Below are 19,963 nucleotides of genomic sequence, written 5' to 3'. Positions count from 1 at the left end.
CCACATATACTTCTGACATCATAGCGACTCACCTCGCTCTCATGCGATTCTCTAACAAAGTCAGCGCACTATTTGTGCAAATGAAACTGTGATTCCGGTCTCGGATCTGTCACGGCGTTTCTCTTTCTGTTAGAATCTGCGACCAAGTAATAGTAACGGTGTTTAGACATGTCAGATATCAGCTCTGGAAACAGCGAAAAGAAAGTAATTGTCGGTATGTCCGGCGGTGTAGATTCGTCAGTATCGGCGTATCTTCTTCAGCAACAAGGCTATCAGGTAGAAGGCCTTTTCATGAAAAACTGGGAAGAAGACGATAACGAAGAATACTGCACGGCAGCTGAAGATCTTGCTGATGCTCAAGCGGTATGTGACAAACTAGGTATCCACCTTCACACTATCAACTTTGCTGCAGAATACTGGGACAACGTATTCGAATACTTCCTTGAAGAGTACAAGGCAGGTCGTACACCTAACCCAGATATCCTTTGTAACAAAGAAATCAAATTTAAAGCATTCTTAGAGTTTGCGGATGAAGTGCTAGACGCAGACTACATTGCGATGGGTCACTACGTTCGTCGTACTTTCCCAACTCAAGAAGAGCTTGATGCTGGCGTAAAACCAGAAATGCTACGCGGTCTAGACAGCAACAAAGACCAAAGTTATTTCCTATACACGCTAAGCTCAGATCAAGTGGCACGCAGCCTATTCCCTGTCGGTGAATTAGAGAAGCCAGAAGTGCGACGTATTGCTGAAGAGCAAGACTTGATCACAGCTAAGAAGAAAGATTCAACAGGCATCTGCTTTATCGGTGAGCGCAAGTTCACTGAGTTCCTAGGCAAATACCTACCAGCACAACCGGGTAACATCGAAACACCTGAAGGCCAAGTGATTGGTCAACACCAAGGTTTGATGTACCACACGCTAGGTCAGCGTAAAGGCCTTCATATTGGCGGCACTAAAGGTGGTGGCGGTAACGAAGAACCATGGTTTGTTGGTGAAAAAGACCTTAAGCGTAATGTACTTATCGCAGTACAAGGTAAAGACCACCCTCTTCTGAAATCAGAAGGCTTGATCGCATCTCAACTTCATTGGGTAAATCGCACACCAATTACTGAAGTTATGACATGCACGGTAAAAACACGTTACCGTCAAACAGATATTCCTTGTACAATCATCCCAATTGATGATGAGAACATTAAGGTTATTTTTGATGAGCCACAAATCGCAGTGACCCCAGGTCAATCTGCAGTGTTCTACCAAGGCGAAGTATGTCTTGGTGGTGGTATCATCGAAAAGCGCATCTAATCAATCAAACGACAAACGATAGAAGACAACTAGGAGTTACTACGTGGCTAATACACTTTATGACCGTACTATTGCTTTCGCCGGAATTTGCCAAGCTGTGGCTTTGGTTCAACAAGTAGCGAAAGACGGCCATTGTGATAAAGATGCCTTTGAAGCTTCACTCAGTGCCATTTTAAATACCAACCCATCGAATACCGTGGGCGTATTTGGACGTGAAGCGAACCTAAAGCTTGGCCTTGAGTGCTTAGTAAAAGGTATCGATAGTACTCCAGCAGGTAGCGATATCACGCGTTACATCATCAGCTTGATGGCGCTTGAGCGTAAGCTGTCTTCTCGCAACGACTCTATGTCTCAGCTTGGTGACCGCATTCAAACTGCAGAGCGCCAAACTGAACACTTTGATCTGTTTGACGAGCAAATGATCAGCAACCTTGCAAGTATCTACCTTGATGTCGTCAGCCCTATCGGCCCTCGCATTCAGGTTTCTGGTACTCCGTCTGTACTTCAGCAGACATCGAGCCAACATAAGGTTCGCGCACTGCTTCTATCAGGGATTCGAAGCGCTGTGTTATGGCGTCAAGTTGGCGGTAAACGTCGCCACCTTATCTTCGGTCGTAAGAAGATGATCGAGCAGGCTCAAATCCTACTAGCTCGAATGTAGTTTATTAGCTCGCGCCTCGTCGCGAGCTTGTTTTTTGTATCAACACAACTCTCACGCAAACGATTGCGCAATGTGCGTGACAATTGAGATTGTTACTGGTATAAACCTCTCAAAATTTAGAAAACTCAATTCAGGAGAACACCATGGAACTGTCAGCATTGACTGCTGTTTCACCAGTAGACGGCCGTTACGGAAGTAAGACTATTGCATTACGCAGCATCTTTAGTGAGTTTGGACTACTAAAGTACCGCTCTATCGTTGAAATTCGTTGGTTACAAAAGCTTGCAGCAACTGATGCAATCAAAGAAGTACCAGCGTTCAGTGCAGAAGCTAACCAGTTTCTTGATGAACTAGCCGCTAACTTCAGCGAAGAAGATGCTCTACGTATCAAAGAGATCGAGCGCACGACTAACCACGACGTTAAAGCGGTTGAGTACTTCTTGAAAGAGAAAGTTGCTGGCGTTCCTGAACTTCACGCTGTAAACGAATTTATTCACTTTGCATGTACTTCTGAAGACATCAACAACACCTCTCACGCGCTTATGCTTAAAGAAGCTCGTGACACAGTGATTCTTCCAGAAATCCGTAACGTAATTGATGCTATCAAAGCACTTGCGAACGAGTACCGTGATATTCCATTACTGTCTCGTACACACGGTCAGCCAGCTTCTCCTTCTACTATGGGTAAAGAGATGGCTAACGTTGCGTACCGTATGGAACGTCAATACAAGCAAATCGAAAACGTTGAGATCCTAGCGAAAATCAACGGTGCTGTAGGTAACTACAACGCACACCTTTCTGCATACCCAGAAGTTGAATGGCACCAGTTTAGCGAAGAGTTCATCACTGAATCTCTTGGCGTAACTTGGAACCCGTACACAACTCAAATCGAACCTCACGATTACATCGCTGAGCTATTCGATGCAATTGCTCGTTTCAACACTATCCTTCTAGACTTCGACCGTGACGTTTGGGGCTACATCGCTCTTGGTCACTTCAAGCAGAAGACTATTGCTGGCGAAATCGGTTCTTCGACAATGCCGCATAAAGTTAACCCAATTGACTTCGAAAACTCTGAAGGCAACCTTGGTCTAGCGAACGCAGTATTCAGCCACCTTGCACAAAAACTTCCAGTTTCTCGCTGGCAGCGTGACCTTACTGACTCTACGGTTCTTCGTAACCTAGGTGTGGGTGTTGGCTACGCAATCATTGCATACACTTCGACTCTGAAAGGTATTAGCAAGCTTGAAGTTAACCGCGCTGCGCTACTTGCTGAACTAGACAAGAACTGGGAAGTATTGGCTGAACCAGTACAAACAGTAATGCGTCGTTACGGCATCGAAAAACCATACGAGAAGCTAAAAGAGCTAACTCGTGGTAAACGTGTAGATGGCGAAGGCATGCGTGCATTCATCGATGGTCTTGAGATCCCTGAAGACGAGAAAGTTCGCCTGAAAGAGATGACTCCAGCGAACTACATCGGCCAAGCAATCGAGCTAACTGACAAACTGTAAGGTTCGAATTTCGAATCACAGAATAGACTAAGGCTTCCCATGTGGAAGCCTTTTTGTTGAGCGGAACAAAGTGTATTGAGCACAAGAGACGTCAGCAAAATAATACAAAGCAACCCAGTATCATTACCCTACTCATCTCAATCCGTGCGATATCAACCAATCAATATCGTAATGCTTCATCACCAGTAACCCTCTATCGCCAGACACCTATTCCTCGAATACTTACTGTCTTAGATGCCAAGATCAAAAAAGACCTCCCGAAGGAAGCCTTTCAAATGTATCTTGTCGATTAGCGACTGAAGAATACGTAGCGATTACATGTTACGTAGAGAAGCAATACGCTTGTCTAGCGGCGGGTGGCTCATTAGAAGCTCTGTTAGAGACTTCTTACCGTTGATACCAAATGCCATCATAGAACCTTCTAGTTGTGGCTCATGGCTCACCTTTAGGCGCTCTAGCGCTGCAATCATCTTCTCTTTACCTACTAGGTTCGCTGCACCTGCATCGGCATGGAATTCACGATGACGGCTGTACCACATCGTAATGAAGCTTGCTAAGAAACCAAATACCAATTCCAACACCATAGACACACCGAAGTACACCATCATGTTGCTGCCACCCTCTTCTTCGTTGTCATTCGACGCAACAATGTTGGCGATGAAACGAGATAGGAAGATAACGAACGTGTTCACTACACCTTGCATTAACGTCATGGTCACCATATCACCGTTCGCGATGTGGCTCACTTCATGCGCTAATACTGCTTCAGCTTCATCACGCGTCATGTTGTGCAGCAGGCCTGTTGATACTGCTACCAATGAATCGTCACGCTTAGCACCTGTCGCGAATGCGTTGATGTCTGGCGAGTCGTAGATCGCCACTGTTGGCATACCAATACCAACTTGTTGAGATTGACGGCTTACCGTCTCCATCAACCAATGTTCTGTTTCGTTACGTGGGCTTTCAATGACCATGCCGCCTACCGAGCGTAGCGCCATTTTCTTCGACATCATTAATGAAATGAATGAGCCGCCAAAACCAAATACCGCAGCCATCACCAATAAACCTGAGAGGCTACCGGGTTGCATACCTGTAACTGCGTATACAACATTAAGAACAACACTTAGTACCAATACAACCGCTAGGTTAGTTGCAAGGAACAACATTACTCGCTTCATTACTTATCTCCGCATGAAAGCTGTTTTTATAAAACTTATTGTTATAGACAAGGCAGACAGCAATAGATTCCAACCTTGAAGACTTATACTTACTTATACATATAGTCTTAGATTAAGAAAACAAGGTTAAGCATTAAATTGCAACATTTGATTACGAGACCATATCCGAATTAAATCCACTCTATTAGACCTAAGTCGTATGGTGTCGATATAACAATCCGTTTACAGTGACTTCAGATGATTTATTGGCTAGTCCATGTACAAAAAGGAAAGGATCATGGTTGAAGGTACTAACACTCAAATGGCTATCGATTTACTGTGCTGTCACCTAGGGATTACTGAAGAAGAAGCGAAAAAGCAGGTTGGAATCCTAACACCGCAAACGGCACAGACAAAAATCACAGAAACTCAGCAAGCTTTAATGGGACTGACTAAAGAACATTAGTTCTAAGCTTGTTTATTAAAAGACCGGTTGTTTATCAACTCAAGGTCTAAAGGCTTAAAATAGCAAAAGGGCTGCAATCGCAGCCCTTTTCTTATTTAGTACATAACGTGGTAATTAAAGCTCAAGCAATGGCTGTACATTAATGTACTTGCCAATATTCTTAGACTTCGCTTTTGGTACGTAAGGGATCTCACCTAACTTTGGTGCACCTAGCTTATCTTCAAGCATCGCAATAATATCAGCGTAATGTTCAGTGCCTGGATTAATACGGTTTGCTACCCAACCAACTAAGTTTAGTCCGTCAGCACGAATCGCTTCAGCAGTTAGCAGTGCGTGGCTCAAACAACCAAGCTTAATACCAACAGTTAGGACAACTGGAAGCTGCTCTTTCTTAACCCAACTAGATAAGTATTCGTCATCTGAAACGGGTACACGCCAACCACCAGCACCTTCAACTAAAACGATGTCAGAGTTTTGCTTATGCTCTTCTAGCTTCGCTGATAATACCGCTTCATCAACCACGACACCGTCATGCTTTGCCGCGATGTGAGGCGATGATGGTAGCAACAATGCATACGGGTTAACGTCTTCGTAAGCAACATCTTGCGTCGCAGCTTCTTGAAGGTGCAATGCATCACTGTTACGTAACCCTTCAGGGTATTGTTCACACCCTGCAGCAACTGGTTTATAACCAATTGTTGATAAATCCTGTGCGGCCAAAGCTTGAAGAATCGCTTTTGAAACCACAGTTTTTCCCACTTCGGTATCCGTACCTGCAATGAATAATGCATCAATCATAATTGAATAACCCCTAAACAAACTTGATATGTTGCTGGTAAGAAACCTTGATGGTTTTTAAACTCTCGATATTCCCGTTCAACAAGCTGCAACATGCGGCGACTTGTTAAACCTTGTGAGCGACCACTTACGTGATTAGCGCCGATACCTTTAAGGTCGCGCATCAGTTCAAACGCAGTGTCGTACCAAACGGTGATGGTGGGCAAGTCTAGTTGATGAGCAGTACAGCTAGATTGCGCTAACGCAATTTTTACCTTATTGATTGTAATAAAATGGTTAACGTGTTGATGTGCGTCAATTTTGGACCACGACTTTTTCAGTTCAAACAGCGACCCATCAAGCAAAGTTGAGAAAATAACACGCCCACCAGCCGCTGTAACACGCTTCATCTCTCTCAAAGGCGACGACAAATCGTCACACCATTGCAACGCAAGGCTAGAGAAAACGATGTCAAAGCACCCATCTTCAAACGGCAATTGTTCGGCATCGGCTTGTTGATATAAAGATACAGATGCACCACACCGCTTCTCTGCTGTTGCTAGCATTCCAACAGAAAGATCAGCGCAAACCACTTCGGCGCCTCGTTTTACAAGTTGCTCGGAGAAATAGCCAGTACCACAACCTAGATCCAGCACCTTAAAGCCTGACAGATCGCTGGGTAATTTATCCAGTAATCGGTAGCCGACATCGCGCTGGAACTCAGCGTGCTTGTCATAGGTTGTCGCTGCTTTACCGAAGGCTTCGGCAATCGCACTCTTATCTTGGCCTACGTAATTATGCACTACTGCTTCTTGTGACATTTACTGAGCCTCTTTCTTTAATTCAAAGCTTGGTTCTATGCTTGGTTGGCTTCCAGAGTCGTTGCTTCGCTCTATTGCTTGAAGCAACGAGTCAGTTAGCTGAAGAATCTGTTCCTGACTGTGGTTGGCCGTTAAGGTAATTCGTAAACGAGCAGTCCCTGTCGGAACGGTTGGTGACCTTATCGCTGTTACCCAAACTTGGTTACGCTTTAATTCTTCGGCAATAGATAATGCAGCTTGAGCTTCGCCAATAACGAACGGCTTGATTGGGGTCTGAGTATCAACAAAGCCTTTCACGCCACTCATCTGCTCAGCATAAAGGGCGCCAAGTTCTGTCAACTTCTCACGACGCCACTCTTGCGTCTGAATCATCTGACAAGCATGAGACAAAGCCACCGCTTGTGAAGGGGGCATCGCTGTCGAATACACATGATGACGAGCAAACTGAGTTAAGTAGTCACCCACCTCTGACGAACAAAGAATCGCAGCACCAGAAAGGCCAAATGCTTTACCAAAGGTCACCACCAAGATATCAGGTGAGATTTGTGCCGCACTGCAGCTCCCAGCCCCTTTATCACCTAATACGCCAATACCGTGGGCATCATCAACCGCCAACCAACTGTCGTATCGATTAGTCAGGTTAAATATCTGGCTCAGAGGCGCTTGATCGCCGTCCATGCTGAACACACCCTCAGTCACGACCAAGGATTGTGGAGTGCGACTCAAGAGCGACTCTAAATGTTGCGTGTCGTTGTGCTTAAAGCGTTTCATGGTTGCAGGTGAAAGTATCCCCGCTTCCATCAGGGAGGCGTGGTTAAGTTTGTCTTGCAACAGAGAGTCGTCTTTTTCGAGCAGAGAAAACAACAAGGCTTGATTAGCACTGAAACCAGAACTAAAGAGAATGGCACGTTCAAAGCCGAGCCATTCACACAACTGAGCCTCTAAATTTCGATGAGCAGGACTAAAACCTGTGACCAATGGCGATGCCGCACTGCCGGCACCATACTGAGAAAGTCCAGTTTGCCACGCATTCACCAACTCAGGATCGTTTGCCAAGCCTAAGTAATCATTACTCGAAAAATTAATGAAGCTAGAACCTTTGCTAGTAAGCAAAGGACCATTACTGTTTTCTAACACCTTAAGTTGACGAGTTAACCCTTGCTCACGGCGATGAGCAAGAGCACTTTTGATACGAAGTTTAAACAGTGGCATCGTAGAACATGTCATCTTTCGTTGGACGAGCAGCAACGCGCTCCACCACTTGATCTAACAGTTCGTTTTCTTGAATTTCATCAGGCTTCTGAGCCACTTGTTGGCTGTTGATACCTAACTTCTTAAACAGCTGCATATCCGTGTCTTCATCTGGGTTTGGTGTAGTCAGTAACTTACAACCGTAGAAGATAGAGTTCGCGCCAGCCATGAAACACATCGCTTGCATCTGTTCATTCATATTCTCACGACCCGCTGATAGACGAACCGCAGACATTGGCATCATGATACGAGCAATGGCAATCAGTTTGATAAAATCGAAAGACTCAACATCGTCGACGTTTTCCATCGGTGTGCCTTTCACTTTTACGAGCATGTTGATTGGCACACTTTCAGGGTGTACAGGAAGGTTAGCAAGTTCAACAAGTAAGCCGGCACGGTCATTGGTGCTTTCACCCATACCAATAATACCACCAGAGCAGATCTTCATACCGGCATCACGCACGTGAGATAAGGTATCTAAACGATCTTGGTAAGTACGAGTAGTAATGATGCTGCCGTAAAACTCAGGAGACGTATCAAGGTTATGGTTGTAGTAATCCAAACCCGCATCCGCTAACTCACCCGCTTGATCGGGCGTTAACATGCCCAGTGTCATACAGGTTTCCAAACCCATGCCTTTCACACCTTTGATCATGTCGGTAAGGTGAGGCATATCGCGCTCTTTCGGGTTTTTCCATGCAGCGCCCATACAAAAGCGAGTTGAGCCCGCATTCTTAGCTTTTAGCGCAGCATCCAAAACACGCTCGACTTCCATTAAGCGTTCTTTGTCGACATCCGTTCGGTAGTGAGCACTTTGAGGGCAGTACTTACAATCTTCAGGACAAGCACCCGTCTTTATCGATAGAAGCGTACTCACTTGCACGTGGTTATGCTCTTGGTACCGTCTATGAACGACTTGAGCTTCAAACATTAAATCCATAAACGGTTTTTCAAGCAGTGCTGTTACTTCAGCGACTGTCCAGTCATGACGAACTTCCACGTGTCGATCCTTTTTTATTATTTGATGTTTCATCTCTATCAATAGAGATTGCATTTATGCTTGGCTAGTCTACCGACAAGCTTTAGACTGTCAACACATTGATAATATCAAAAGTTTACATCTGGTTATTTTTTAATCACACCAAGAATGGAAGTTACTATGGATCTCGCCTTTGATCGCCAGCATATCTGGCATCCCTACACATCAACGTTAACACCTCTGACCTGCTATCCAGTCACCAATGCAGACGGTGTTTACCTAGAATTAGAAGGCGGAAAACGAATTATTGATGGTATGTCATCTTGGTGGTCAACCATCCACGGCTACAATCATCCAGAGCTCAATGCTGCGGCTCACAGCCAAATCGATAAGGTTTCACACGTTATGTTTGGCGGTATCACCCACCAGCCCGCTATCGATTTATGTAAGAAGTTGTTAAAACTTGCGCCAAGTAATCTAGAGCACGTATTCTTGGCCGATTCAGGTTCAGTGGCCGTGGAAGTTAGCCTTAAGATGGCACTGCAGTACTGGCATGCTAAAGGGCAACCTCGTTCAAAGTTCCTAACGCTAAGAGATGGTTACCACGGCGATACCTTCGCGGCAATGTCGGTGACCGATCCAGATAACTCGATGCACAGCCTCTACAAAGGCTTTTTGCCTGAGCACATTTTCGCTGATTCGCCAAAAACCGGCTTTTGGGATGAGTGGAATTCAAGTGACATCAATAGCTTTCGAGAGAAACTCACAGCCCATCATGAAGAGGTTGCCGCCGTAATCTTAGAGCCTATCGTTCAAGGCGCTGGCGGCATGCGCATCTACCACCTTGAGTTCCTAAAACAAGTTCGCTTGCTGTGTGATGAATTCAACGTATTACTTATCTTGGATGAGATTGCGACCGGATTTGGCCGAACAGGCAAACTGTTCGCCTGTGAGCATGCCGATGTTCAACCAGATATCTTATGCGTTGGAAAGGCGTTAACTGGCGGCTATATGACGCTGTCAGCGACGCTTGCGAGCAAAGAAGTCGCAGACACCGTATGTGGCGGTGAAGCGGGGTGTTTTATGCACGGGCCAACCTTTATGGGCAACCCTTTAGCTTGTGCTGTGGGTGCAGCAAGTTTATCCATCATCGAGCAAGGCCATTGGAAAAATCAGACTCAACAGATTGAACAGCTCTTTTCTGAGTTGTTACCACCGTTGCGAGAACATGAACTGGTTAAAGACGTGCGTTGGTTAGGCGCTATTGGCGTTGTTGAAACACATACACCTGTCGATATGGAAACCATTCAAGCGCACTTTGTAGAGCAAGGTGTTTGGATCCGTCCTTTTGGTAAGTTAATTTATATGATGCCTCCCTTCATTAGCCAACCGGAACATATCGAACAGCTTGTTTCATCGATCGATAAAGCACTCCGACAACCTGCTTGCTTCAAGCCAAGTTGATTTAACAAACGTCATTTAGAAATACCAAAAGCCTATAAGCCGCCCATAAATACCAACGGCGGCTTATCCTTCACGCGAAAAATCAGATAGCCATAAAAACGTCTCTAACCGTTGTTTCATCTCGATAACACCCAAAAATAAAATTAATCTTCACCACAAAAATAATTAGCAAAAGAGTATTAGCTGTTGGATAAATAGCCGTCATAAAATAACGAGACTTTTTTAATTCTCTAATCTTATGAAAACCTATCTCTCTTGTTTTTTTGTTTTATTCTCACTGTCTTTTCCGTGTGTTGCTTCGGAAATGGTGCTTAATTCTAATCAGACAGATTACTTGCAGGCAAAAAAAACGATTGTCATTGCTAAGCCTACTCACCTATTTAACCGGGCGTGGGAGGATGTGTTCGTCAATAGAAATAAAGGCAATTCGGCCGAAGTCGTTCGGACGCTTGAAGAGAAGCTTAATGTCAATATTGAAATAAAAGAATATTTCTCGTCACGTGCTCTGCTTGATGCTGTAGCGAAAGGAGAAGTCGACTTAACTCTAGGTTATGCTGAAACACGTCAGCGATCAGAGCAATTTATTTTTTCCAATACGCTCTATAACGTGCCTAACGTTTTTTGGTTTAAAGACGAAGCAGCTCAAACCAAATCCAAGCATGAACTCATGTGGGCTTGTATTCGAAATTCACTGTTTTGTCAGATAATTAAAGATTTGGGAATCACGAAAATATTGATGGTAAATAGCGCATCAGAGCTCTTTACAACCCTCGCTGTAGGCACTGCTGATGCAACAGTCATCGATTTAACGTCAGTCCAGAGTTACTATTCCGTTGTGACACCAGGAGAATGGCAAGGCACAATTTCATTTTCAAAAAATCTAGCTCCATTCCCCATTCAAGTATTAATGAGCAAGGAATCAACTCAACTAAAAACAATCATTGATGCATTGCTGAAACACCAAATCAAAGATATCACTCAAATATCATCGAACTATTTCTACCACTTTTATGATGACATCATAAATCAAGTTATAGAAAGCCAATATGGACATCGTTCGATTAGGTATACGGTCAGTGAAAACATCTACCCCTATTCATATTTCGATCCTACAACACAACAAACGGTCGGTTTCATTCACGACGCGATCACTCTCATTTCGAGAAAGCTTGGAGTAAGCTTCGAATACGTGCAGCCTAAAGGAAAAGATGTCATTGAAATGCTGCGTACTAAAGAAATCGACTTTTTACCCGGTTTCGATGTAGAAAACCCAAATAATAACGAATTTATTTTTAGTGAACCTTTTATGAAGCTTCATTGGGCCTATATTGCAACGAACAAAAATGTAGACACTAAACGAACAGCGATTCTTGATAGAACCGGGTACTTTATACAGAAAGAGTCATTAAAATTAGATTTCAGTGACGCCGTCATGTACCAAGATATAAAAACTCTTGCTAAAGACATGAGTAATGGAAAGATCACCCACGCTTACATTCCACAAAGTATAGCGAATCTATACGTTTACAACGGGTATTCCGACATATTTCACATTGAAGCTCGAGATAATGCAGCTTCATTGTTCAAAAATATAGGTGTGATATTACATCAGGACTCAACGTTTCTTCAAAGCGTCATCAACTCAGCGATTTCTTTAACAACACAAAACGAAATCGATCTTCTAACTCTCAAGCACCACAATATAACAGCACAATACGGCTATAGCGAAGAACGTATTGTTCTTTATACGTTAGCCGTTTCTAGCTTTATTTTCGTTCTAGTGACTTATGGATTAGTCAAAACTAGGCGTCTTTCCATTTCACTAAACAAAGCAAAACAATCAGAACAACGAAGTTACAAACAAATCCAATGGCTAACGACATTACTGGATAGCTTACCAACCTTGATATCGATTCATGATCAAACAAATAAGCTAGTCTTATCCAATAGCGCATTTAACAAACAAAGAGATTTATGTTTAACGGCAGGTAACGATCAAAAATCTTGCTGGCTTAAACAGGCCGAAAGCCAAGCTCAAAACACATTAGCTCTTGGTATCTGGAAAACAATAAAGTGTCACTGTAGTGGACACGAAAAACACTTCAGAGTAATTCGACAACGTGTAATGAATAGCTCAGACGAGAGCTATTACACAGTCACTGTGTTAGATGATTTAACGAGATGGGAAGCTCAACAACGCGAACTAGAAATTTCGAACACAAAAGCCCAAGAAGCTATCAAAGCTCGTGATTTATTCCTAGCGATTGTCAGTCATGAACTACGCACACCAATTGCCGCAATGATCGGATTAATGGAGTTACTAAGTACCAAAATTGAATGCAAAGACAATATGGAACTGTTATCGAATGCCCAGATATCTGCAGAACGATTGAAATTGCTCGTCAGTGATATTCTCGACATTTCAAAGATGGAGGCAAATCAGCTTCATTTAGAATCTAGAAACAGCAATATTTATCAAGAACTGTGCCCTATTTTTAGGACATTTGAAACACACGCAAGATTAAACAACCTCAACTTTAAAGTGGATTGGAAAACAGGCTCAATCAATACAGCTAGCTTAGATTGGCTGAGAGTAACACAGATACTCAACAACCTACTTAACAACGCGATTAAGTTTACAGAAAGCGGCTTTGTTCTCATTAACGTCGATGTAACTGAGCACCAGTTAAGCCTGTCTATAACAGATACTGGTTGTGGTATGTCTGAGCAGCAAATTACTCGTGCATTCCAACCGTTTGCTCAAGGTGACCATAGTATTAGCCGTCGTTATGGAGGTACTGGGCTAGGTATTACCGTTGTTCAGCGTTTGGTCAACATGATGAATGGTGAGTTAAAGATTGAGAGTAAACAAGGGTTAGGAACAAAGATCTCCGTCACTATCCCCGTGGAAGCAAAATCTTCAATACTAAATACACCTCAGGAAATCAGCACCGAAGATCGAGAAATACTAAGGTGGCTCAAAGCTTGGGGAGTACCTCATCAGAGCTCAAAAGACCAAAATACCTTTAATCTCGTTCGATCTAACCAATGGCAAAATCTATACCCAGATCATTTATTGTCAGCCTTAACCACATCCAGAGATCCGTTGACTTACGATACTGGAAATAGATATCAATTCGAAGGCAACGTATTAATAGCCGATGACGACCCAATCAATCGGTTATTGTTTACTAAACAATTAAAGCAGTTCGGACTTAACGCCATCATAGTCAAAGATGGGCAAGAGGCATTGGATATTTTGAAGCAGAGTGATCAAGTAATTGACTTAGTCATCACCGATTGTCACATGCCAAATATGGATGGGTACGAATTAACTGAAATAATCAAATCATCGCCCGAATTATCTCATTACCCTGTGATTGGTTGTACCGCGGAAGATTCCAAACTGGTAGTAGAAAAAGCTGAACGTGTTGGGATGAACCAAGTGATTTATAAACCTTATTCGTTTAATGAGTTGGCAGTCGCCCTAGAGCAGTTGCTCCCAGCAACTTGCATCAAACAACACCCTGACCAGCCATGGGCAAGCAATTACTCTGAAGACGAACAATTACAGATGGCAAGCGTGATCTTCGAATCGTTCACTGCTGATAAATCAATGTTACAAGACGAAAAAGAGAATATAAAAGAAGTCTCCCATCGAATCAAAGGATCCGCGGGGTTACTTGGTTTAACGACACTTTACCGAGCAGCAAAAGACTGTGAAAAGGACCCGAACAACGCTCAAAAATTAAAACAGCTCACCGATGAGCTAAATAAGTCGATTGAATCGGCGTCTATCATATTAAAAAGGCTAAACCTCCAGTGAAAGTATTGATCGTCGAAGACTCATTGCTCCAAGCAACATCGATAAAAATTTTGCTTAAGAGATACGAAATTAGCAACGTTTATACCGCTTCGAATGGCGAAGAAGCGATCAAAATATGTCAGAATCATAACTTTGACCTCGCTTTCTGTGACTTGCAAATGCCACAAATTGATGGCGTATCTTTGCTAGCATCACCACAAGCGATGAGATCGATTAAACGAGTCGTTATATTAAGTGCCATGGCTAGCTCAGCATTAGAGTCGACCCAAAACATGTGTGTATTAATTGGCTATCAACACGTTGAGGTTATTCGTAAGCCAGTTAAAGACTCACATATCCAACGCTTATTATCTTCTCACTCTTTATCCAATACAGTGAATGCGATTCAGAGCTTACCTGTTGTGTTAAACGATAAACAAGTTCAGTTAGCATTCGAAAAGAATTGGTTCGTTAACGCATATCAAAGTCAGCACGACGTAAACAAAACTCAAGCCGTTGGTGTAGAGCTACTTGCGCGCCTCATGCACCCTGAATTGGGTTTACTCACTCCACTCCACTTCATGGAATCTGTTCGACGCCTTAATTTATTGGATAAGCTGTTTTACAACGTTCTGGAACAAGGGCTAAAAGATATCTCAAAGCTGCGCGAGCCATTAGCTTTTTCCATCAACATCGAGCAATCAACGCTTAGGATCGATGTCGCAGACAAGATAATAAACTTATGCAATGAATACAATGTATCCCCTTCATTGCTCACATTAGAGATAACTGAACACGAAACTTTTTTGCTTGATACCAATTGTTATAAGAATATCGCAAAATTGAGCATGTCCGGTATTGGTCTTTCTGTTGATGATTTCGGGACAGGTTACGCCTCATTATCACAACTCTCGAACTTACCTTTTACCGAGTTAAAGGTGGATCGAAGCTTCGTACATAATGTTAGTTCCAACAAAAAGCATCAAGTGCTAACCAAAGCCTGCATTAATCTGGCCGAAAATTTAGGGCTGTCTTGTATTATCGAAGGTGTTGAGAAACAACAGGATTTTGATTATCTATCTTCAATTGGTATGACAAGATACCAAGGCTACTTCACATCGAAGCCAGCAAGTTTTTCCGAATTAATCTCTCAGAATGATTTGAAATAATGAGGTTAAATCAACTGCAAGTCCTTATTGTTGACGATGCACCAATAGTCCTCTCCACCATACGCAATATGTTGATTTATATTGGATTTCATGAAAAAAACATCTTTCTTTCCACCTCACCAAAAGTCGCGATATCGCTAGTCAATGAAACATCATTTGATGTCATCATTTGTGATTACAATTTTGGCGAGGGCATGAATGGTAAGCAATTATTTGAAGAATTAAAACAAACACGAATGTTAAAAGATGATGGTGTTTTTATACTAGTTACTGGGGAAAACTCAGCTTTTTTTATTAGACCAATTATTGAATTGCGCCCAGATAACTACTTACTAAAACCTTTTAATCGTGAGACCTTAAAATTACGTATTACAGCATCGATTCGTAAGAAGAAAACACTAGAAGAAATCTATAATGCTGATCGAGCGCATCTCTATCGAGAAGGCCTTGAGCATTGTGAAGCTCTATCGCATTTTCACCCAGAGTACTTCTCTACAATCGAACAATTCAGAGGCCATTTCCTTTCTAAACTTGAGCTGTTTGATGAAGCAAAAATAGTGTATGAGAGTGCTATGGCAGAAGGGAATTTCGACTGGGCACAAGCAGGCTTAGCGAACAGCCTAGCTAACTTAGGACAACAGACCGAAGCCAATCAAATCATATCAACATTGATCAAAAACGCACCAAGCAATACGTTGTATCGTGATGAAGCAGCTCATGTGAGTTTGCTCAGTAATCGAATACCAGCTGCGATAGCACACTTCAAACTAGCTAGTAAGTTAACGCCTGGAAACTCAGATCGTGAACTAGCAATTGCCAACCTATGTTTATCCGTTAACGATTCTGAAACCGCACTTAAGCACTACCAAAATTACATTCATTTCAATAAGGATACGTTTCGCGACAATGTGCTAATGAAGCTCAATCACGTTAGGTTTCTTTTATATTCAGCTTCCGATGATATTAATAAGCAACAGAAACTCGAACAAGTTAACTTCATTCTGAGTAAAGTCTGGGAAGAGCAAATCCCTGAGATCCACTGCGACCTTGCACTTATCGCTGCACATATTTCGTTTGAAAAAAAAGAGTACAAAAAATCGATTAATCTCTTAACTGATCTACACAACGGTAACCAATTCAGAGAATTTTCGACCATTTATCATCATGCGTGGTTACTCGACAAAATGAGTTGTGAGTGCGAATTCAAAATAGCGGTCCAGCGAAGTAAGATTTTAATCATTAAAACAGAAAGTTCGGCGATCATATCAAGTCAAATGACAATGTTAAATGAACTAAACAGTCAAAATCATCGAAAAATACGATGGCTGAAAGAGCAGAATATTACAATAGAAAAGGCACAATCCAACTATAAAGCTTTATTGACAATATACTTGAATATACAGGAGCGCGCGCCAGTCATAAAAAAGGTGTGCATGAATATTATCAAGCTACTTACTCTTGCTTGGCCAAGTTCAATAGGGTCAAAACAAGTGAACACGATTATTAAAGAGTGTGACGAAGTCATCTTACAGCTTTACACCGCACAAGAATTATATGACATGGATTATCTACGTTTCTACAGTAAAGCCATATCGATGTGTCGCAATGTAGAAACTAATCGATTATAGATGTATCGTAGACTTCCTAAGTTTTCTTTCTACACTTTAGGTTCTAAGACTTCAGGTAAAAAAAAGGCTTTGCCATTACAGCAAAGCCTTTTAACTATTCTAATGAGTTAGATTAATCTAAATTCGATTAACCTAAATTGACATTAACCGATGTGCGTTACGCCGCCCATGTATGGTTGAAGTACTGTTGGGATAGCAATACGGCCATCTGCTTCTTGGTTGTTCTCAAGGATAGCAACCATAGTACGACCAACAGCAAGACCAGAACCGTTTAGTGTGTGTACAAGTTCAGGTTTTTTCTCGCCTTTACGACGGAAACGAGCTTGCATACGACGCGCTTGGAAATCCCACATGTTTGAACAAGAAGAAATCTCACGGTAAGTCTCTTGTGCTGGAACCCATACTTCTAAGTCGTAAGTTTTCGCAGAACCGAAGCCCATGTCACCTGTACATAGAATCACTTTACGGTAAGGAAGCTCTAGAAGTTGAAGTACTTTCTCAGCGTGGCCAGTTAGCTCTTCAAGCGCTGCCATTGAGTCTTCTGGCTTAGTGATTTGTACTAATTCAACTTTATCGAATTGGTGCATACGGATAAGACCACGAGTGTCACGACCGTAAGAACCCGCTTCAGAACGGAAACACGGCGTGTGAGCTGTCATCTTAAGTGGCAGTTCAGCTTCATCAGTGATCGTGTCACGAACCATGTTCGTTACCGGTACTTCCGCAGTAGGGATAAGCGATAAAGTCTTAAGAGGTACGTCACTTACTTGCTCAGTTAGCGGGCTTGTGTGGAACAAGTCTTCGCCGAACTTAGGAAGTTGACCAGTACCGTAAAGGCTATCGTGGTTCACTAGATACGGTACGTACATTTCTGTGTAGCCGTGCTCATCAGTGTGAAGGTCCAGCATGAACTGAGCAATAGCACGGTGTAGACGTGCAAATTTGCCTTTCATCACGATGAAACGAGAACCCGAGATTTTAACTGCGCTAGCAAAATCAAGACCGCCAGACATTTCGCCAAGATCGACGTGATCTTTCACTTCAAAGTCGTAAGTCTTAGGTTGACCCCAACGAGAAACTTCTACGTTATCGTCTTCATCTTTACCATCTGGCACTTCTGCATCAGGTAGGTTAGGAATAGACATTGTGATCGTTTCTAGCTCAGATTGAAGATCAGCCAATGCTACTTTAGCTTGGTCTAGTTCTGCGCCTAAGTTGCCTACTTCTGCAAGGATACGCTCAGCTTCTTCATGGTCGCCTTTTGCTTTCGCTTGACCAATGGACTTCGATCGAGAGTTACGTAACGCTTGTAGCTCTTCAGTTTTCATCTGAAGGGACTTACGTTTTTCTTCAAGTTCACGAATTGTCTCTACATCAAGGGTGAAGCCTCGACGTGCTAATTTTGCCGCTGTTTCATCCAGCTCAGCTCGAAGTAATTTAGAATCCAGCATTGCTAATCCTATGCTTTAGTTATTTGAATATTCAGTAGCTTGCTACTGAATCACTGCTAAACCCCTAAAACTGGTGTTATTTCGACCAATTTATAACGATTTAATTGAAATTTTATGACTAGGTAACGATATCCAAAAAAGACTACTTTTCATAGCGTTTTTGTGGGCTTTTTGCGTCCAAATCCGCCAGATAATCTAGCTTCTCGCCAATTTTGGTCTCTAAGCCTCGTTTTGTTGGGAAATAGTATTGCTTCTCTCCCATTTCAGGAGGCAGATACTTTTCACCAGCGGCGTAGGCTCCTGGTTCGTCATGAGCATAACGGTATTCTTGCCCGTAGCCCATGTCCTTCATCAAAGTTGTCGGTGCATTTCGCAAATGATGCGGCACTTCATATTCAGGAAGATTGTGAGCATCTGTTAACGCTTGCTTCCACGCGGTGTAAACGGCGTTACTCTTTGGTGCACATGCGAGATAAACAACCGCCTGCGCAATCGCACGCTCCCCTTCAGCAGGGCCAATGCGCGTGAAGCAATCCCAAGCCGACATCGCTACCTGCATGGCGCGAGGATCAGCGTTACCGATATCTTCAGAAGCAATCGCCAGCAAGCGTCTAACGATATACAAAGGATCACAACCCGCAGCAATCATTCGTGCTGACCAGTACAAGGCCGCATCAGGGTTTGAGCCACGAATTGACTTATGAACCGCGGAGATTAGGTCGTACCAAATATCACCCTTGTTATCGAAACGAGCGACTTTCTCACCAGCCACTTCAGCCAACAACTGCAAGGTTATCGCTTTCTCGCCTTTATCGTTGTCTTCTGCCATGTCATACAGCAGTTCAAGGTAGTTAAGCGACATACGCGCGTCGCCGTTAACCAGTTCTGCAAGGCGATCTAAAACATTATCAGCAAAATCAACAGGCACATCACCTAACCCACGTTGCTTATCTTCAATCGCTTGGCGAATGACAAGAGAAATATCATCTGTGTTCAGGGACGTCAGTTTGTAGACACGCGCACGTGACAACAAAGCGTTGTTCAGTTCAAAAGATGGGTTTTCTGTCGTCGCACCAATAAAGGTCACGGTGCCATCTTCGATATGAGGCAGAAAAGCATCTTGCTGACTTTTGTTAAAGCGATGGACTTCGTCCACAAACAGGATGGTTCTGCGCCCTGCTTGCTTGTTCTCGCGCGCTTTTTCAATTGCAATACGAATGTCTTTTACGCCCGAGGTTACCGCCGATACGCGTTCCACTTCAGCATTCGCATAGTTTGCTGCAACTTCGGCTAACGTCGTTTTACCGGTGCCCGGAGGCCCCCACAAAATCATCGAGTGGATATGGCCCGCTTCCAACGCTCTGCGAAGTGGTTTACCTGGGCCTAATATATGCTGCTGACCGATGTACTGTTCGACAGTTTCCGGTCTCATACGAGCAGCAAGGGGACGAAAATCTTCGTCCCCCGCAAAATCTAAGCTGTAATTACTCAATTGCAATCTCTTGATTCGTTGAT

At 43.1% G+C, this 19,963-nt stretch carries 15 protein-coding genes; 8 read left to right on the top strand and 7 right to left on the bottom strand.

Going from position 1 to position 19,963, the window contains the following annotated elements; translation table 11 throughout:
* The first annotated feature begins 168 nt into the window (after positions 1-168).
* From mnmA to purB, 3 genes are all read left to right on the top strand, one after another.
* Entirely contained in the window at positions 169-1,305 is a 1,137-nt protein-coding gene (gene mnmA, locus BCU07_RS03825; RefSeq protein WP_017060260.1) for a tRNA 2-thiouridine(34) synthase MnmA, read from the top strand.
* A 43-nt stretch (positions 1,306-1,348) separates the two neighbouring features.
* Complete coding sequence (hflD, locus tag BCU07_RS03820) at positions 1,349-1,966, top strand: high frequency lysogenization protein HflD (RefSeq protein WP_017060259.1); 618 nt, start codon at positions 1,349-1,351, stop codon at positions 1,964-1,966.
* A gap of 143 nt (positions 1,967-2,109) precedes the next feature.
* Positions 2,110-3,480: an adenylosuccinate lyase gene (gene purB, locus BCU07_RS03815; RefSeq protein WP_017068077.1), complete on the top strand. Its 1,371-nt coding sequence runs from the start codon at positions 2,110-2,112 to the stop codon at positions 3,478-3,480.
* Positions 3,481-3,794: 314 nt separating this feature from the next.
* On the opposite strand, the gene htpX is transcribed toward purB, so the two are convergent.
* A complete protein-coding gene (htpX, locus tag BCU07_RS03810; RefSeq protein WP_029235495.1) occupies positions 3,795-4,658 on the bottom strand; it encodes a protease HtpX in 864 nt (287 codons plus the stop codon).
* Between the two features lie 277 nt (positions 4,659-4,935).
* Here htpX and BCU07_RS03805 point away from each other — a divergent pair, with 277 nt between their 5' ends.
* The gene (locus BCU07_RS03805) at positions 4,936-5,103 is read left to right on the top strand and encodes a hypothetical protein (protein WP_017060256.1); all 168 of its coding nucleotides are present in this window, start codon (positions 4,936-4,938) and stop codon (positions 5,101-5,103) included.
* Positions 5,104-5,217: 114 nt separating this feature from the next.
* On the opposite strand, the gene bioD is transcribed toward BCU07_RS03805, so the two are convergent.
* Genes bioD through bioB form a run of 4 tightly spaced genes read right to left on the bottom strand, consistent with a single transcriptional unit; the run spans position 5,218 to position 8,952 of the window.
* Complete coding sequence (gene bioD / locus BCU07_RS03800; protein WP_029223420.1) at positions 5,218-5,901, bottom strand: dethiobiotin synthase; 684 nt, start codon at positions 5,899-5,901, stop codon at positions 5,218-5,220.
* The gene (bioC, locus tag BCU07_RS03795) at positions 5,898-6,701 is read right to left on the bottom strand and encodes a malonyl-ACP O-methyltransferase BioC (RefSeq protein WP_102429164.1); all 804 of its coding nucleotides are present in this window, start codon (positions 6,699-6,701) and stop codon (positions 5,898-5,900) included. Before bioC ends, bioD begins: the two co-directional genes overlap by 4 nt.
* Positions 6,702-7,913: an 8-amino-7-oxononanoate synthase gene (gene bioF, locus BCU07_RS03790; RefSeq protein WP_102429163.1), complete on the bottom strand. Its 1,212-nt coding sequence runs from the start codon at positions 7,911-7,913 to the stop codon at positions 6,702-6,704.
* A complete protein-coding gene (bioB, locus tag BCU07_RS03785) occupies positions 7,900-8,952 on the bottom strand; it encodes a biotin synthase BioB (protein ID WP_004734551.1) in 1,053 nt (350 codons plus the stop codon). The genes bioF and bioB overlap by 14 nt, the downstream gene beginning before the upstream one ends.
* Before the next feature lie 159 nt (positions 8,953-9,111).
* On the opposite strand from bioB, the gene bioA reads away from it, so the two are divergent.
* The 4 genes from bioA (at position 9,112) to BCU07_RS03765 (ending at position 16,997) form a co-directional block, all read left to right on the top strand.
* Positions 9,112-10,395: an adenosylmethionine--8-amino-7-oxononanoate transaminase gene (gene bioA / locus BCU07_RS03780; protein ID WP_102429162.1), complete on the top strand. Its 1,284-nt coding sequence runs from the start codon at positions 9,112-9,114 to the stop codon at positions 10,393-10,395.
* A 334-nt stretch (positions 10,396-10,729) separates the two neighbouring features.
* Entirely contained in the window at positions 10,730-14,221 is a 3,492-nt protein-coding gene (locus tag BCU07_RS03775) for an ATP-binding protein (RefSeq protein ID WP_241910074.1), read from the top strand.
* On the top strand, positions 14,218-15,369 hold the full coding sequence (locus BCU07_RS03770) for an EAL domain-containing protein (protein WP_102429161.1): 1,152 nt from the start codon (positions 14,218-14,220) through the stop codon (positions 15,367-15,369). The genes BCU07_RS03775 and BCU07_RS03770 overlap by 4 nt, the downstream gene beginning before the upstream one ends.
* A complete protein-coding gene (locus BCU07_RS03765) occupies positions 15,369-16,997 on the top strand; it encodes a response regulator (RefSeq protein WP_102429160.1) in 1,629 nt (542 codons plus the stop codon). The genes BCU07_RS03770 and BCU07_RS03765 overlap by 1 nt, the downstream gene beginning before the upstream one ends.
* Before the next feature lie 143 nt (positions 16,998-17,140).
* Here the strand turns inward: BCU07_RS03765 and serS are convergent, their stop codons facing one another.
* Both serS and BCU07_RS03755 read right to left on the bottom strand, forming a co-directional pair.
* Complete coding sequence (gene serS, locus BCU07_RS03760) at positions 17,141-18,448, bottom strand: serine--tRNA ligase (RefSeq protein ID WP_017107656.1); 1,308 nt, start codon at positions 18,446-18,448, stop codon at positions 17,141-17,143.
* A gap of 142 nt (positions 18,449-18,590) precedes the next feature.
* Positions 18,591-19,946 carry a replication-associated recombination protein A gene (locus tag BCU07_RS03755; protein ID WP_017060249.1) on the bottom strand — a complete coding sequence of 452 codons (1,356 nt, stop codon included), beginning with the start codon at positions 19,944-19,946 and terminating at the stop codon, positions 18,591-18,593.
* Between the last annotated feature and the right edge of the window lie 17 nt (positions 19,947-19,963).

Source organism: Vibrio sp. 10N.261.54.E10, from assembly GCF_002877735.2.
Lineage (GTDB): Bacteria > Pseudomonadota > Gammaproteobacteria > Enterobacterales > Vibrionaceae > Vibrio > Vibrio crassostreae_C.
Note: the sequence above shows the minus strand (reverse complement) of the source record. Positions and strands in the feature narration are given on the sequence as shown.